The organism is Actomonas aquatica, from assembly GCF_019679435.2.
GTDB classification, from domain to species: Bacteria; Verrucomicrobiota; Verrucomicrobiia; order Opitutales; family Opitutaceae; genus Actomonas; species Actomonas aquatica.
In genome coordinates this window covers 1-15,129 of the sequence record NZ_CP139781.1, presented here as the reverse complement: position 1 = coordinate 15,129, position 15,129 = coordinate 1, and the positions used below count along the sequence as shown (strand labels likewise).

Sequence of the window (15,129 nt, the reverse complement as noted above, 5' to 3'; positions counted from 1 at the left end):
CTAGTCTAACGGTTGAACCAGCGCAGGCTCCTCAAGCCTGCGGGGATCCCTTTCTCTGCAGCCCCTTCCCCTCGTTTTCTATCCCACCTCCCCTATGACCCCACTCGATTGGATTATCATCGCTGCCTACTTTGTAGTGCTCGCCAGCATCGCTTGGTATAGCTCCCGCAAGACGGAGACCACTGCCGACTACTTCCTCGCCGGACGTAATATCCCGTGGTTCGTCGTCGGTTGCTCCCTCCTCGCCTCCAACATCGGCTCCGAACACATCGTCGGTCTCGCCGGCTCCGGTGCCGCCAATGGTATGGCGCAGGCGCACTGGGAACTCCACGCGTGGATTATGCTCATGTTGGGTTGGATTTTCGTGCCGTTCTATTACCGCACCAACGTCTTCACCATGCCGGAGTTTTTGGAGCGTCGCTTCGACAGCCGCTCCCGCTGGACGCTGTCCATCGTCTCGCTGGTCGCCTACGTCTTCACCAAGGTATCCGTGACCGTCTACGCCGGCGCCGTTGTATTCATGACGCTGCTACCGGACACCTTCGGCTCGCCCGAAAACGCCTTCTGGGTCGGCGCCTTCTCCACGGTCGTCCTCACCGGTATCTATACCGTCATCGGTGGTCTGCGCGCCGTGGTTTACACCGAGGTCGCTCAGACCGGCCTGCTCCTCTTCGGCTCGGTCTTCATCACCATCTTCGGTCTGCAACAGCTCGGCGGCTGGGGTGAACTCAAAGCCGTGCTCGGCGAAGACCCCGCCCAGTTCGCCCTCTGGCGTCCGCTCTCCGATCCCGATTTCCCCTGGCTCGGCGTCATGATCGCCTCGCCCGTCATCGGCATCTGGTATTGGTGCACCGACCAATACATCGTGCAACGCACCCTCGCCGCGAAGTCTCTCCGTGACGCCCGCCGCGGCGCCATCTTCGGCGGTTTCCTCAAGGTCCTGCCGGTCTTCATCTTCCTCGTGCCGGGCATGATCGGCTACGCCCTGCACAGCAAGGGCATCATCTCCATCCCGCTCAAAGACGGCGGCGAAGTGAATGGCGACATGGTCTTCCCGACCATGGTGGCTTCCCTCCTCCCGCAGGGCCTGCGCGGCATCGTGGTCGCCGGTTTGCTCTCGGCCCTCATGAGTTCGCTGGCCTCGCTCTTCAACTCCTGCGCCACCCTCTTCACCGTCGACATCTACGACAAGCTGCGCCCCGGCCGTTCCGAGAAGGAACTCGTGCGCGTCGGTCGCGTCGCCACGAGCTTCGTGGTCATCGCCGGTATCATCTGGATTCCGGTCATGAAGTTGGTCTCTGGCGGCGGCCTCTACCAATACCTGCAAAGCGTGCAGGGCTACCTCGCTCCGCCCATCACCGCGGTCTTCCTGCTCGGCTTGTTCTTCAAGCGCATCAACGCCCGCGGCGCCTTCGTCGGCCTCACCGTCGGCTTCGTGCTCGGTATGATCAAACTCACCCTGCAGGCCCTCGACGGCGGCGGCGCCTTCGGTGATACCGGCCTGCTCCATGCTATCGGCGCCTTCAACTTCCTCTACGCCTCTGGCTGGCTGCTCGTGATCAGCATCGTGGTCGTGATCGGAGCGTCGCTGACCGCTCCCGCCCAACCCGAAGCGTCCATCGCTGGCCTCACCTACGGCTCCGACACCCCGGAACAGGCCGCCGAGAATCGCGCCTCGTGGGGCGCGCCGGAAGTCTGGGGTTCCATCCTCGTGCTCGCGCTGGTGCTCGGCATCTACGTCTACTTCAGCTTCTGGCTGAACTGAGCGCGCTGCCCCATCCGCTCCCCTCTCCAACCCGCGCCCCATCCGGCGCGGGTTTTTTGTCGGCCGCCGCTAACGGTAAGCACCGGCGGCGTTGGATCGGCCCCACCTCCTCCCCAACCATCCAACCATGCCCCTGCCCCTTTGTTCGCGACCCCACTGGGCCGCTCTCGCTGCACTATTCACCGTCGTGGCCGCTGTCCCCGCCGCCGCGCAACCCGTCACCACCCTTACCGTCCACACCGACGAACCCATCGGCGAACTGCGGCCGATTTGGAACTACTTCGGTTACGACGAGGCCCTCACCACCCTCACCCCGGAAGGCCAACACCTCCTCGGCGAACTCCGCGCCCTCGCCGCCCCCGCGCCCATCCACGTGCGCGTCCACCACCTGCTCACCAGCGGCGACGGCACCCTCGCACTCAAATGGTCCAGCACCAACGCCTACACCGAGGACGCCGCCGGCAATCCGGTCTACGACTGGACGATCATGGACCAGATCATGGACGAACTCACCCGCTACAACACCGAGCCCTTCGTCCAAGCCGGCTTCATGCCGCGCGATCTCTCCTCGCAACCCGAGCCCTACACGCCGGAACTCACCCAGCGCGGCCTGCCCAAGGACATGGTTTCGGGCGGCGCCTTCTATCCGCCCAAGGACTATCAAAAGTGGCAGGACCTCATCGCCGCCTGGGTGCAACACAGCGTCGACCGCTACGGCCGTGAACGCGTCGAATCCTGGTTGTGGGAACCTTGGAACGAACCCGAGTCGCCCTACTTCAAAGGCACCATGGAGGAGTTCTTCATGCTCTATGATCACTTCGCCGCCGGTGTGAAATCGGTCCTGCCCCAAGCCCGCGTAGGTGGTCCTCACGTCACCGACCCGGGGTGGAAAAACGGCGATGTGTTTATGGAGGCCTTCCTCGAACACTGCCGCTCCGGCCTCAACGCCGCCACCGGCGAAATCGGCGCGCCGCTCGACTTCATTGCCTTCCACGCCAAAGGCACCACCCGCCTCGACGAGCAGGGCCGCGTGGAGATGAACCTGCGCAACCAGCTCAAGACCATCGACACCTACGCCCGCATCATCGCGTCGTTTCCCGAATACAAAGACCTGCCGGTCTACATCGGCGAATCCGACCCCGAAGGCTGCGCCGGTTGCCCCGCCACCCTCGATCCCGAGCGCGACTACCGCCGCACCTCGCAATTCGCCGCCTACAGCGCGGCCGCCTTCATGCGCAAACAGGACCTGATGGCCGAGCACGGCGTGCGCCTCGAAGGCGCCGTCAGCTGGGCCTTCACCTTCCACGATCAACCGTGGTTCAACGGCCTGCGCGCCTTCACCACCAACGAGGTCGCCCTGCCCGTGCTGAACGCCTTCCGCCTCTTCGCCCAACTCGAGGGTGAACGCGTGCGCGTCGACAATCCAGACATGCTCAGCACCGCTCAGATCATCGCCGACAGCGTGCGGGGGCGACCCGACGTCGGTGCCGTCGCCACGACCTCCGGCCAGGTGCTCCTGTGGAACTTCCACGACATCGATACCGACGACCAAAGCGCCACTGTGCGCCTCGTCTGGACCGGCGGCACGGCTCCCCTCTACGCCACCGCCCAACGCATCGACGCCACCCACGCCAACGCCTACACGACTTGGCGCGAAATGGGGGAACCGCAGGAGCCGACGCCCGCGCAGATCGCCGCCCTCCACGCCGCCTCGCAGCTCACCAGTGAAAACCTACGCCTCGCCGCGGACGGCAGCGTAACCCTCACCCTCGCCCCGCAAAGCGTCGTGCTCGTCGAAGTCCCGTAGTGCCGGCTTCAGCCGGCATTCTTCGCCCGTAAATCGAGTCGGCGGCTGAAGCCGCCGCTACGACCGACCAAGCGTAAACGCCGCCGTCGGGCGTAAAGCCCGACCCACGGCAAAGCACCGCAACTCACCTGTGGGTGGGGCTTTACGCCCGACATTCGCCGCACCCCGACACCCCGTAGTGCCGGCTTCAGCCGGCATTCTTCGCCCGTAAATCGAGTCGGCGGCTGAAGCCGCCGCTACGACCGACCAAGCGTAAACAACGCAGTCGGGCGTAAAGCCCGACCCACGGCAAAGCACCGCAACTCACCTGTGGCTCGGGCTTCACGCCCGACATTCGCCCCACACCGACACCCCGTAGCGCCGGCTTCAGCCGGCATTGGCATTTACCGAGGCAAATGCTGTAGCCGGCCTCGGTGAGGCCGGTCCACGTCAGGCTCGTTCAGCGCAACTCAGCTCAGCTGACTCGCTGCCGCTTCGTCGACCAACCACACGACCTTGTCGGCGCAGGTCTTCAAAATCTTCGAAGGCGCATCGAGCAACGCGTCGTCGCCTTCCAACACGCGCTTCAGCGCCTCGGCTTTGCCCGCGCCCAGCGTCATGACCACGATCAGGCCGCAGGCCTGCAGGCCCGTGGGGGTGATGGTGAGGCGCCAGCCTTTTTGTGGGGTGTCGACCGCGGCGAAAAACACACTGCCGTCCGACTTCAGCAATTCGCTGCCCGGGAAAAACGACGCCGTGTGCGCGTCGTCGCCCATGCCGAGGAAACACACATCGTAGGCTTTGCCCGGCGGGTTGAGCAGCTGCATGGTGCGGCGGTAGGCCTCGGCCGCCTTTTCGGGTTCGTAAGCCACGACCCACGGATGACGGTGCTCCACCGGCACGCTCTTCGGCGCGAGCAGTTTGCGCTCGGCGTTGCCGAAATTGCTCTCGTCGCTGTTGAGCGGCACGCAGCGTTCGTCACTCACCGTGAAGTGCGTCGACGCGAGCACCTCTGCCGGAATGGCATCGGTCTCCGCCGCCCACTGATACCAAGCCTGCGGCGTGGAACCACCAGTGAAGGCCCAGGTGAAGTTCGTGCTCTCGCTCGCCTCTTTTTGCGCGACCGCGAGGCGCACGGCCTCGGCGAACAATTCCATTTTCTCGCCGATCAGCAACCGGCCGTAATCTGTCTGTTTCTCAGTCATGTAAGCAAGGGAGGTTAACCACGAATGGCCCGAATAGCTTCGCCTGCCGGCTACGCGTTGAGAACTCCGAAAGGCAACTCCTCACCCGGCGAAACGGTAGTGGAGCCTTTCGTGTCCATTCGTGGTTCAACAAAATGCGTTTAGAAAAACACCGCTTCGGCCATCGCGGCCGAGGGTTCGAGCAGGTGCATGGCCGTGGTGAGATCCACGCGTCCGCCCCCCATATCGGCGGCAAACTCGGCGTGGTTTTTCGCGATGTCAGCGCGCCATTTAAAGCAGCGCTCACCGCCGGTGTAGCGGAACTCCACGGCGAAGTCGTCGATGCCGACGGCTTCGCTCGGCGTGATGACACCGTCGAACTCACCTTCCAGGCCGCAGCGCTCGAGGCGCTCGCGCAACCAAGCCAGCAGCACGCGGGCTTCCGGGCCGTATTTGGCTTTATGATACAACCGCACCTGTTGCAGGCCTTCGACCAGCTTGGCGGGTTCGAAGCCCGACAGGAATTGCCCGAGCGACTGCCGCACCGGCAGCAGGCGGGCATGCACCAGATCGCGGATCGCCTCCGGTTTCGGCCACGGGTAGGACATGGCGTCGGCCGGCACGATGGCCGTGTCGAAAATGACGCGCTTGGCGTGCTGCAGCATGAACTGGTAGTCGGCCAGTCGGTTGCTGTCGGAAAAGCGATGCGCCCAGTAATAGAGCGGCAGATCGGTGGAGAGGCAGACCGAAACCTGGCTCTCCAGAAACCGTCGCAGCTTGAGCGGATAGCTCAGCATCACGAACTCGACGCAACGCGTGTCGCTCTTGGATTTGCCGAGGAAACACTCGCCGTAAACCTTGGCGCGCATCTCTTCGACGCCGTCGTCTTCTTTGAGCGGGCAAAGCACGACCACGCGGCACGGGTAGCGCCGGGCAAATTTTTTGATGGTCTCGAACTGCGCGAGGGCGTCGTCCGGATCGGTGGCGAAACCGAAGTGCAGCACAAAATTCATCTGCATGGCCCGCACCGTATTGGGCGCAGGCGCGGCGCTGCCGGTCTTGGTGGCGTCTTCCCACAGCTTGTTGAGGCTGTGTTTGATGTCGCTGACCGAGACCTCGGCTCCGGGGAGGGATTCAAATACCTGGGACATGGCTGGGCGCCTCCGCGGTTCAGGGCTTGCGCCAGATGTGCTTCTGGGCGGCGAGCATGGCGTCGGCATTCGACGGGCCCCAGGAGCCGGCGGCATAGGTGTCCATACCGCTGCGGCTGCCGTGCCAAGCTTCCAGCACCGGCGTGTAAAGCTTCCAGGAGGTTTCCGCTTCGTCGCCGCGGATGAAGAGCGTGCCGTCACCGATCATGGCATCGAGCACCAGGCGTTCGTAGGCCTCCGGCGTGTTGGAGCCAAAAGTCGTGCTGTAGCGGAAGTTCATTTTCACCGGCTGCATGCGGGTCTCGAGCCCGGGAACCTTGCCGTTGAGGATCATGCTCAACCCTTCGTCGGGCTGGATCTGGAACGACAACGTGTTGGCCGCGACGTCGAAACCGCCGCCGGCAAACAAGGTGCCCGGCGGACGCTTAAACTGCACCGCGATCTCGGTGACGCGACGCGCCATACGTTTGCCGGAGCGCAGGTAGAAGGGCACGCCCTGCCAGCGCCAGTTGTTGATCGAGAGGCGAATGCCCGCGTAGGTCTCGGTGGCGGAGTCCGGCGCGATGCCCTCTTCCTGCAGGTAACCCGGCACGGGTTTGCCGCCCATCATGCCCTCGCCGTATTGAGCGCGAACCACGTCGCCACCCGGTTTGACGTCGAGGGGCTGAATGGCGCGCAACAGCTTCACCTTCTCGTCGCGAATGGCCTCCGCGTCGAGTGACACCGGCGGCTCCATCGCGGTGAGCGCGAGCAGCTGCATGGTGTGGTTCTGGATCATGTCGCGGAGCGCACCGCTCTGCTCGTAATAACCGCCACGCGTGCCCACCCCGACCTCTTCGGCCACGGTGATCTGCACGTTGTCGATGTAGTTGCGATTCCACAGCGGCTCAAAAATGGCGTTGGCGAAACGCTGCACCAGGAGGTCCTGCACCGTCTCTTTGCCGAGGTAGTGGTCGATGCGATACACCTGATGCTCCTCGAACACGCCGCGGATGGTGCGGTTGAGCTCGCGGGCCGACTCCAGGTCACGGCCAAAGGGTTTCTCGATGATCACCTTGGCGTGATGGGCCGTGTCGAGGTGCTTGCGGGCCAGACCGCAGGAGCCGAGCCCCTCCAAAATCGGCGCGAAAACCGACGGCGGCGTGGAGATGTAGAACAGCGGCTGCACGTCGCGGCCGACCTTCTTTTCGATCTCCTCGAGATGCGCGGCGAGGCGCTTGAAGGCCTCCGGGTCGTCGTAACCGCCGGCCACGTAGGTGGTGCGCTCGGCGATGCGGTCCCAGACGTCGTCGCTCAGCTCGCGCCGGGAGAATTCCTTTATCGCCTCGGCGGCCAGCTCGCGGAACGCCTCGTGGGCGATCTCCTTGCGACCATAACCGATGAGGTGGAAATCCGGCGGCAGCAGATTGTCGGCGGCCAAGTTGTAGACGGCAGGGATGAGCTTGCGTTTGGTGAGGTCGCCAGAGGCGCCAAAAATCACGACCGCGGTCGGCGGGGCGCCGCGGTGCTTGCTCAAGCCTTGAAGAAAGGGATGGCGGGAAGAATCAGCCATAAGTATTGAATGAAGACATGCCAAAGTCCGGCCCTAGCAAGGCCGAAGCCTACATTCTGGAGGGCTCACCCATGACGGTTATTTCTGATTGTCAGCGAATAGGCCGATCCAGCCGCACATTCTCGAAGTGCCGCACCGTCGCCGCCGTCATGTCTTCGCCATCCGGACAGGCCAGCTCCACCACATCGAAGCGATGGGTGTGCGGCTCTTCCCGCAGGTGCCACAGGTAGGCGCGAATGGCGCGGCGCAGGACGGCCCGTTTGCGCTTGTCGATGGCATACAGGCCCGGCACCCGCGCCAGATCCGACCGCGCCTTCACCTCCACAAACACCAACACCTCGCCGTCGCGCATCACAAGGTCGATTTCCTCGCGCCGGTCCCGCGGGTTCCGCCAGTTGCGCGCCACCAGCTTCATCCCGCGCTCTTTGACCAAAAACACCTCGGCGCGCCGCTCCCCCGCTTCGCCTCGGTTGCCCCCCACGCGGCGTTGACTCAACCAGTTAAACAACAACGCTCTCAGCATCCTAGTCACAACGGGTGTAAGGAAAACGCCCCCAAGGCGAGCCGCATCCGCACAACTACTCCGCCCTCTTACCCAGCACATTTCTCATGGCCGCTCCCAACGTTGCCGGCGCCCTGCGGCGCTCGCTGTTGATCAAGGTGATCGCAAAACCCGCGCCCAGCCGCGAGGACGTCACCTCCGTCATCGAACTCACCTCCACCAAGGTCGTCGAAGCCCTCCAAGCCCAGTCGATGACGCTCTACCTGGTCGAGGGCAACGACATCGCTTTCCGCCACGTTTTCTACTCCCCCACCCTCTGGAAAGACGAACCCAGCAAGGAGGAAACCTTCCGCCAAACCGCCGAAAAGCTGCTCGAGCTGCGCCTCCCCCTCGGCACCGGCAACGTCGGCGCCGTCATCGAGTCCGGCACGCCCCTCTTCTTCAACGCCGACGGCCCCGACGCCGAGTCGCTTAAGAAGATGAACACCGGCTTCGACGTGCGCTCCATGCTCACCGTCCCGCTAAAAGCCGGCAGCGTGAACATCGGTGCCATCCAGGTCCTCAACAAAGAACCCACCGCCGGCACCGACGGCCAGTTCACCGAGAACGACCTCAAACTCCTCGTCGAGGTCGCCGAATACTCCGCCACCCTCATCCAGCGCATGCTGGACCCCAAGTTCCAGCTCAGCGCCGACGATACCGCCAAGTTCATCGCCCGCCTCACCGACACCCCGCTCGTCACCGACGCCAACCAGATCGAGATCGACGAGAAGCTGGTCGAGGTCGTCGGCGATGCCATCATCCGCCGCGAGGGCATCTTCCCGCACAAACAACTCTCGCCCAACTCCGTCGCGGTCCTGATGAGCAACCCGCTCGACTACGCCAAACGCGACGCGTTCCAGATGGCGACCGAGCTGCACATCGAGGAAGTCCAGGTCGCCTCCGCCACCTTCATCGAAGAACTCCTCGGCAAACTCTTCAAAAAGGCCCCCACCACCGAGAGCGACGTCGACATCTCCGGCGTCGCCGACGTCATCAGCACCGCCTACGGCGAAGGCGAAGGCGGCGAAGTCAGCGCCGAAGACCTCGAAAACGAAGAGTCCGGCCCCATCGTCCAGCTCGCCAATCGCATCATCGAAGACGCCTACATCTCCGGTGCCTCCGACATTCACATCGAGCCGCAGGAAAAGGACCTCATCGTCCGCTACCGCATCGACGGTCTCTGCGCCGAAAAGCTGCGCCTGCCGACCAAAGTCGCCAACGCGCTCTGCACCCGCCTGAAGATCATGTGCAACCTCGACATCGCCGAGCGTCGCCTGCCGCAGGACGGCCGTATCGTCTTCAAGAAATACACCAAGAAGAACATCGATATCGACCTGCGCGTCGCCACCGGTCCGATGAACCACGGCGAGAAGGTCGTCATGCGTATCCTCGACAAGCAGAAGACCACCCTGCCCCTCCCGGCGCTCGGCTTCTCCGAGGAGAACCTCGAGAAATACCGCAAGTGCATCCAGCAGCCCTACGGCATGATCCTGCACTGCGGCCCGACCGGCTCCGGTAAGTCGATGACCCTCTACTCGGCCCTCGCCGAAATCAACGCGCCCGACATCAACATCCAGACCGCCGAGGACCCCATCGAATACACCCTGCCCGGCCTGAACCAGATGCAAATGAACCGCCAGATCGGGCTCACCTTTGCCCGCGCCCTGCGCTGTTACCTGCGTATGGACCCCGACGTGATCCTCGTCGGTGAGATTCGTGACGAAGAGACCGCCGGCATCGCCGTCGAAGCCGCCCTCACCGGTCACTTGTTGGTCTCCACCCTGCACACCAACGACGCGCCCTCCACCGTCTCCCGTCTGGGCGAAATGGGCGTCGAACCCTTCAACGTTTCCGCCTCCCTGCTCTGCGTCTGCGCCCAGCGCCTCATGCGCCGCGTCTGCAAAAACTGCAAGGTGCCCTACGAGCCGGAGGGCCGCGAAAAGATGCTCATGGAAAAGGCCATCGGCTGGACGGGCCAGATCTACAAAGCCAACCCCCAAGGCTGCCCCACCTGCGGTGGCCTCGGCTACAAAGGCCGCGTCGGCATCCACGAACTGATGGTCAACTCCGAGGAGCTCACCGCCGGCATCAACAAGGAAATCGAAGTGGCCGAATTGAAGCGCATCGCCATGCGCAACGGCATGAAGACGCTCCACCAGGATTCGATGCTCAAGGTCAAGGAAGGCATCACCACCATCGAAGAAGCCCTCGCCAACGTCCCCCCCGACCTCATCACCTGAGGCAAGGACCACGGATACACACCGAAGGCCTAGCCTATGTAGCTGCGCTTGAGCCGGAGGTGAAAGCGTGGCCCGAAGCAGGATCACGGAATCGGCTACTACTACCGCGCTCCACTGCGCTAACCCGCGTCTCCACCAATCTGTGGGTCGGGCTTCACGCCCGACATCCCTCGTCCCCGCGCGCCGAAGACTCGGCGAAGATCATTGACCCAGGGCCGGCCTCACCGCGACCGGCTACAGCAAGGCTCGTCGCGAGGAAAGCCCGGCCATATTGAAACACAGAAACCAATCTGTGGGTCGGCGCTTCCCCATCATCTGTGGGTCGGGCTTCACGCCCGACATCCCTCGTCCCAGCGAGCCCCGAGCTCCCGTTCAATAAACTCCACGCAGGCGTCGGCGTGCGTCATCGCGATCAAATGCCCACCATCGAGCAACGTAGCGTCCTTCGGCGGCGGAATGACGCGATCGAAACGGCCATGTATCCGTGAAACGGGCACATTTGCGTGATCCAATCCCTCCCACGCAAAAACCGCCCGACACATGTTCCGGATAAACGCCGCATCCGCCTCGCTAAACATCGTGCACAACTCGGACGGCAGCTTCCCACCCGCCCGCTGCACAAAGGAAAGCGGCGCGAGGCCGACCAGCGGGTGAAGCAGCCGCAGCAGAGCGCTCACCTCCTCCTTCTGCAGCGCACTGCCCACGAGAATAAGCCGCTGCAGACTCCGCCGCTTGGCGATCTCCGCCGCCACCATTCCTCCGAGCGACGAGCCGACCACCACCGCGCCATCTTCAATGCCGGCCATCGCGATCACCTCCACCGCCAACTCAGCCAGCGACGACGCCGTGGATTCCTTCGGCCAATCGAGAAATCGCACCTGCGGCAGCCGATGCCATGCCCCCGCATACATCCGCTGATCCGCACCCATCCCGGGAAGAACATAGGTCACCATAGGAGAAAACCGTCCGCGTCGCCTCAGGCCTCAGCTCTTCTCGTAGAGGTGCCCCTCCACGACCACCTCGGCGCAATACATGCAATGCTGTCGCGCCGTGCTGACTTTTCGTCCGCAACGCCGGCATGAAACCACCCGAGGTGCGATTTTCCCGTCTTTCTTCCCATCCCGAGCATCGATCTCCGCCATCCGGTAAAGCACCTCCTCCTCGGATATCCCGAGTCGGTCGCGCAAGATCTCAAACAGCGCCTGGTTAGCGAGCGTCATCACATCGAGGCGTCGTTGCACCGACCCCGCCCCACTGGCCAAATCGATCGTCTTATTTTCGGCCCGCGCCGCTTGCTTCTCCGCACCGCGAATCCGCCCCTCCTGCCCTAGATCCCAAAGAAAATTCATCATAAGCGTCTCTCCAAAGCAGTCTGTTGATAACCTTACCGGCTCTCGGCGAACGGCTGACTATCCCATATCCTCGTTGCCGATTTCCTCGCGCGCGCCATGCCAAAATCGAGCGACACCCACCACCGCGGACCGCGCATCGACACAATAGACGATTCGATAGGGCCTCAAAATCAGTTCCCGAATGGTAGAGTCGCCAAACTCCGGAACGATGCGACCGGACAACGGAAACTGCGCCAGGGTTTTGGTCTTCTCGACGAGCGCCAGTCCCAAGCGACGAGCCGTCTCGGGCCGATCAGGGGAAATGTAGAGCACGATATCTCTCAGGTCTTCGATCGCACGGGGAGAGAGGACTACTTTGTAATCCATGACCCGATCATTTTTTCGACCTGATCGATCTCAACGCCTTCGCCGCGTTCAAGCTGAGCCATGCCCTCGCGCACGCCCGCAATGAACTCCACTTCCCGCGCAATCTCCTGCAGCGAAACATCATCAGGCAGCCGCGTCAGGAGATCGGATACGAGTTCCTTGTTACTCATGGCGTGATCGATAACCAATGACGGCAACGGAGCAAGCCTCCGTCCAACGAGGAACTCGGCCGATGGAATGATGAACCGCCAACCGGGTCTGCCACTGAAATGCCGGCTTCGAAAACAGAATGTAGCCCCATTTGAGCATCCCGACGTCGAGGACACTGCAACTGCACGATGAAGCTTACTCCGGTTTCGTGTATTTCGCTTCGAACAACTGTTGGGCTTTGGCAAAGCCCTCCTCGGTGAAGACCACGGACTTCGCTTTACCGTGAGGGTCAGAGATGAAGCCCTTTTCGCAAAGGCGGTCCATTACCTCCCAGTCGTGCCCTTTCCACGTCCGCCACGGGTAACCATCTCGCTCGCGATGAGCAGTCAGGAACAGCAGCGCCAAAACGTCTTCATCAATCTTGTCCGTATCGTGCTTCATAGGAATGGACCGGTGCTTAACCCAAACTTAAGCATCTTTCCAGTCCCTACCCGTTCCAGTGTCCCCGGCCAGCGACATCGTCTGCGCGTAGTCGTAAGGTTTATACTTCGCCATGATGTGCACGCCCCATCATTTATCAGGCCAACCGTGTATCAAAAAATTTCCGACAAACGGGGGGCTTCGACAGTCTCAACGTAAAAGGCGAGCTGCGACCGCTCTTGGCGCTGGCCGTGCGGCAGCACGGAACGTGACAAGCATGGTCGTTGGCTCTGGTGCCTGGTTCGGCTTCTTCATAGTTTCTGGTAATGCTGAATTAGAGAAACGCCTACATATTTAGGTATTCCGTAGCTGGTAACTTCTTGGTAATAGCCCCCAAAATCCATCGCTACTGATTTGAGGCTATATCCACTGAAATCATTCTTTCTAGGCCAATTGTGATATATACGCATGGATTCGTAGGCACCTACAAACCTATGGGTGATATCTTTTTCTATGGATTTTGCGACGGACTCAACAGCCCCAAGAAAGCCTTGGATTCGAGCGTCTGATATTTTATCGATGCGCTCGACTAAATATTTTTCTGCCATGCGCATAGATGCAATCGGCCTTCCAAATGAATGACTGGCGTCATTTCTTAAGTTTCGCATTTCCTCCAGAGTCGAAATGTGGGCTGTGAAGCCACATGATCCGAATAGTGTAGCATAAGCTGAACAGCGAGAAGACCATTCACCCCTAACGAGAGGTGAAACTGCCCGTTCTAGCTCTGGGAAGGTATTATTCTTTAGATGAATAACACCGTCAATTTCTCGTGAACCTCCAACTAGGAGTGCGGGACAAGACTCAAGAGCAGCGTATGCCAGCTGTGATATGAATGTTTCGAGGTAACCTGTTAATGCCGCGACTGCGGCAATTCGAGCCCAGCGATCAAATGCATTATAGTTCTGTGACCATTCGCCTAGATTTTCAAGAAGTGCGCGGGGGTGTTCATCTAATGGAAAGATATCTTTGGCTGGGATGGACTTAACTTTCCCTCGCGTGAAAGTGTATACTCTTCTTCTCGCTGCTTGGTCGGACCAAAAAATACGATTGAAGTGGGTGTGGTGGCGCTGAAACAAGCGCCACGCTAGCGAATATTGATTAACAGGTTTCCAGCGATCGAAAGGCATCTTTTCTATTTTTGACGATTGAACTCAGCCGCGACTGACAGCGGACCTGTCGGTCGTTGGCTGCAGTGGCTGGATGGGCTCTTTTTCGAGTGTGATCCTAGCGGATTGCGGCATCTCATCATAGGGAGCGTTAGGGAATAGCTGGTCCGAAGAAATGAGCAATGAGACGTAGCCAATGCGCTCCACTCGGATCATGCCGTCGGGAATGATCTCAGTCTTCTTCCGGCCTGAGGTCATGGTCAGATCAGAGAATCCGAACGTGCACTTGAGGTCTGCGTGACCATCCGAGTCGGTAGCGACTACGCGGCCTATCGGACGCTCTGGAAGATCGGTGCTCCCGCGACTCTGCAAGGCCTCGATGAGCCTAAGCTGAACAATAGCGTATTTGTCGTAGAAAGTGATCTTCACCCCTTCGAGCGGCTCAAAATTCTCACCATCAACCGCGACGATGGAAACTTCGGAAGAAATGTCACCACAGGCAAAGCCGAGAACGGTATCTTGGTCATCGGACTTTGCACACCCGCTTAAAAACAGTGCAGCGCAAAGGACTGTGATGATAGCACGCATTCTAGTTCGCCCATCGTCTGAACTCAGCCGCGCATGTCAGCGGAGCTGACATGCGTTGGCTGCGGTGGGTGGATGGGCTCTTTTTTCATCGGATGATCCTCCCGATACTCAATACGACGGAGTAGAGCAAAAGAATCGACATGGCGGCCTGGGCTGAGACTGCCGTCCAATATACGAATGGCCTCTTCTTTCTTTTGTATTCGCGCAGACCGTTCGCAACGGCGACGCCGCTCCGAAGAGCATGCTGCACATGCCACGCGAGCTTCATGGCGAGCAAGAGAACGAGCACCGTAATCAGAATTTGAGCAACCGTTCGCATCACCTTATTCGCCCATCGTTTCAGCTCAGAGACCGGAGCGGCTGGCGCGGAGCGTGCGCAGCACGATCCGTGACAGCTGTGGAGGTTCTCTGTAGCGACTGGTTGGGCTCCGTCTTTTTCATCCGGCTAGTTCGGTATCATGGATCTGTAGATTACGATCAAAGTGCACGACAATAGCGTGCCCCCAAAACATATCGTGCTCATCTTCAAGCTCCAGCGACACGCTGCGATCACTCCCAATCGAAATAGTGCCTGGGCGGAGCCGTGCCTTAAACTCTTCGCGCGAAATAGGCTCGTCGCGGTTCCATTTCGTTAGAAACGACTCGAAGTAGCCATCGGCGGCTTTATCGACGGCAGTCTCTTTCTGCGCGAGAATCCGACTCACGACTTCCTTCAGATGCGACAGTTCATCTTCTTCGGCAATGCCCTCGATTTCCTGCGTCGATACTTGGAAATCAATGCCTTCGTGGGATAGCTCGAAATCCCAGCCCGTATATTGGCGAAAGGCATCATTATCGCGTGGGAGGTCGAATTTCATATTTCTGC

The 15,129-nt window shown here is 60.8% G+C and carries 15 protein-coding genes; 3 read left to right on the top strand and 12 right to left on the bottom strand.

The features are described from left to right. The first annotated feature begins 94 nt into the window (after window positions 1–94). Complete coding sequence (locus K1X11_RS00075) at window positions 95–1,765, top strand: sodium:solute symporter (RefSeq protein WP_221029174.1); 1,671 nt, start codon at window positions 95–97, stop codon at window positions 1,763–1,765. Between the two features lie 127 nt (window positions 1,766–1,892). Further along, window positions 1,893–3,572, top strand: coding sequence for a GH39 family glycosyl hydrolase (locus tag K1X11_RS00070; RefSeq protein WP_221029175.1), 1,680 nt, complete (start codon window positions 1,893–1,895; stop codon window positions 3,570–3,572). Between the two features lie 449 nt (window positions 3,573–4,021). Here K1X11_RS00070 and pgl read toward each other — a convergent pair whose 3' ends face one another. From pgl to K1X11_RS00050, 4 genes are all read right to left on the bottom strand, one after another. Beyond that, window positions 4,022–4,756, bottom strand: a complete 735-nt coding sequence (gene pgl / locus K1X11_RS00065) for a 6-phosphogluconolactonase (protein WP_221029176.1) — start codon at window positions 4,754–4,756, stop codon at window positions 4,022–4,024. A gap of 140 nt (window positions 4,757–4,896) precedes the next feature. Further along, window positions 4,897–5,886: a glucose-6-phosphate dehydrogenase assembly protein OpcA gene (locus K1X11_RS00060; protein ID WP_221029177.1), complete on the bottom strand. Its 990-nt coding sequence runs from the start codon at window positions 5,884–5,886 to the stop codon at window positions 4,897–4,899. A gap of 19 nt (window positions 5,887–5,905) precedes the next feature. After that, entirely contained in the window at window positions 5,906–7,438 is a 1,533-nt protein-coding gene (gene zwf / locus K1X11_RS00055) for a glucose-6-phosphate dehydrogenase (RefSeq protein WP_225919220.1), read from the bottom strand. Window positions 7,439–7,529: 91 nt separating this feature from the next. Then, entirely contained in the window at window positions 7,530–7,934 is a 405-nt protein-coding gene (locus K1X11_RS00050) for a YraN family protein (protein WP_225919221.1), read from the bottom strand. A 113-nt stretch (window positions 7,935–8,047) separates the two neighbouring features. On the opposite strand from K1X11_RS00050, the gene K1X11_RS00045 reads away from it, so the two are divergent. After that, window positions 8,048–10,222, top strand: a complete 2,175-nt coding sequence (locus K1X11_RS00045; RefSeq protein ID WP_221029178.1) for an ATPase, T2SS/T4P/T4SS family — start codon at window positions 8,048–8,050, stop codon at window positions 10,220–10,222. 329 nt (window positions 10,223–10,551) lie between these two features. Here the strand turns inward: K1X11_RS00045 and K1X11_RS00040 are convergent, their stop codons facing one another. The 8 genes from K1X11_RS00040 to K1X11_RS00005 form a co-directional block, all read right to left on the bottom strand. Further along, complete coding sequence (locus K1X11_RS00040) at window positions 10,552–11,175, bottom strand: alpha/beta fold hydrolase (RefSeq protein ID WP_225919222.1); 624 nt, start codon at window positions 11,173–11,175, stop codon at window positions 10,552–10,554. 30 nt (window positions 11,176–11,205) lie between these two features. Beyond that, window positions 11,206–11,574 (bottom strand): hypothetical protein, encoded by a 369-nt coding sequence (locus K1X11_RS00035; RefSeq protein WP_221029180.1) that lies wholly within the window; start codon window positions 11,572–11,574, stop codon window positions 11,206–11,208. 57 nt (window positions 11,575–11,631) lie between these two features. Then, window positions 11,632–11,940: a type II toxin-antitoxin system RelE/ParE family toxin gene (locus tag K1X11_RS00030; protein WP_221029181.1), complete on the bottom strand. Its 309-nt coding sequence runs from the start codon at window positions 11,938–11,940 to the stop codon at window positions 11,632–11,634. Further along, on the bottom strand, window positions 11,925–12,110 hold the full coding sequence (locus K1X11_RS00025; protein ID WP_221029182.1) for a hypothetical protein: 186 nt from the start codon (window positions 12,108–12,110) through the stop codon (window positions 11,925–11,927). The genes K1X11_RS00030 and K1X11_RS00025 overlap by 16 nt, the downstream gene beginning before the upstream one ends. Window positions 12,111–12,285: 175 nt before the next feature. Continuing rightward, window positions 12,286–12,531 carry a DUF6429 family protein gene (locus K1X11_RS00020; RefSeq protein ID WP_221029183.1) on the bottom strand — a complete coding sequence of 82 codons (246 nt, stop codon included), beginning with the start codon at window positions 12,529–12,531 and terminating at the stop codon, window positions 12,286–12,288. A gap of 290 nt (window positions 12,532–12,821) precedes the next feature. Next, a complete protein-coding gene (locus tag K1X11_RS00015; protein ID WP_221029184.1) occupies window positions 12,822–13,697 on the bottom strand; it encodes a hypothetical protein in 876 nt (291 codons plus the stop codon). Window positions 13,698–13,721: 24 nt separating this feature from the next. Beyond that, window positions 13,722–14,264 (bottom strand): hypothetical protein, encoded by a 543-nt coding sequence (locus tag K1X11_RS00010; RefSeq protein WP_221029185.1) that lies wholly within the window; start codon window positions 14,262–14,264, stop codon window positions 13,722–13,724. A gap of 437 nt (window positions 14,265–14,701) precedes the next feature. Further along, complete coding sequence (locus K1X11_RS00005; protein WP_221029186.1) at window positions 14,702–15,121, bottom strand: DUF2262 domain-containing protein; 420 nt, start codon at window positions 15,119–15,121, stop codon at window positions 14,702–14,704. Window positions 15,122–15,129: the final 8 nt, after the last annotated feature.

Coding starts and splice junctions, on each gene's coding strand:
- K1X11_RS00030 (WP_221029181.1), bottom strand. CDS start 11,940: ATGGATTACAAAGTAGTCCTCTCTCCCCGTGCGATCGAAGACCTGAGA.
- pgl (WP_221029176.1), bottom strand. CDS start 4,756: ATGACTGAGAAACAGACAGATTACGGCCGGTTGCTGATCGGCGAGAAA.
- K1X11_RS00015 (WP_221029184.1), bottom strand. CDS start 13,697: ATGCCTTTCGATCGCTGGAAACCTGTTAATCAATATTCGCTAGCGTGG.
- K1X11_RS00070 (WP_221029175.1), top strand. CDS start 1,893: ATGCCCCTGCCCCTTTGTTCGCGACCCCACTGGGCCGCTCTCGCTGCA.
- K1X11_RS00010 (WP_221029185.1), bottom strand. CDS start 14,264: ATGCGTGCTATCATCACAGTCCTTTGCGCTGCACTGTTTTTAAGCGGG.
- K1X11_RS00035 (WP_221029180.1), bottom strand. CDS start 11,574: ATGATGAATTTTCTTTGGGATCTAGGGCAGGAGGGGCGGATTCGCGGT.
- K1X11_RS00020 (WP_221029183.1), bottom strand. CDS start 12,531: ATGAAGCACGATACGGACAAGATTGATGAAGACGTTTTGGCGCTGCTG.
- K1X11_RS00045 (WP_221029178.1), top strand. CDS start 8,048: ATGGCCGCTCCCAACGTTGCCGGCGCCCTGCGGCGCTCGCTGTTGATC.
- zwf (WP_225919220.1), bottom strand. CDS start 7,438: ATGGCTGATTCTTCCCGCCATCCCTTTCTTCAAGGCTTGAGCAAGCAC.
- K1X11_RS00005 (WP_221029186.1), bottom strand. CDS start 15,121: ATGAAATTCGACCTCCCACGCGATAATGATGCCTTTCGCCAATATACG.
- K1X11_RS00075 (WP_221029174.1), top strand. CDS start 95: ATGACCCCACTCGATTGGATTATCATCGCTGCCTACTTTGTAGTGCTC.
- K1X11_RS00025 (WP_221029182.1), bottom strand. CDS start 12,110: ATGAGTAACAAGGAACTCGTATCCGATCTCCTGACGCGGCTGCCTGAT.
- K1X11_RS00060 (WP_221029177.1), bottom strand. CDS start 5,886: ATGTCCCAGGTATTTGAATCCCTCCCCGGAGCCGAGGTCTCGGTCAGC.
- K1X11_RS00040 (WP_225919222.1), bottom strand. CDS start 11,175: ATGGTGACCTATGTTCTTCCCGGGATGGGTGCGGATCAGCGGATGTAT.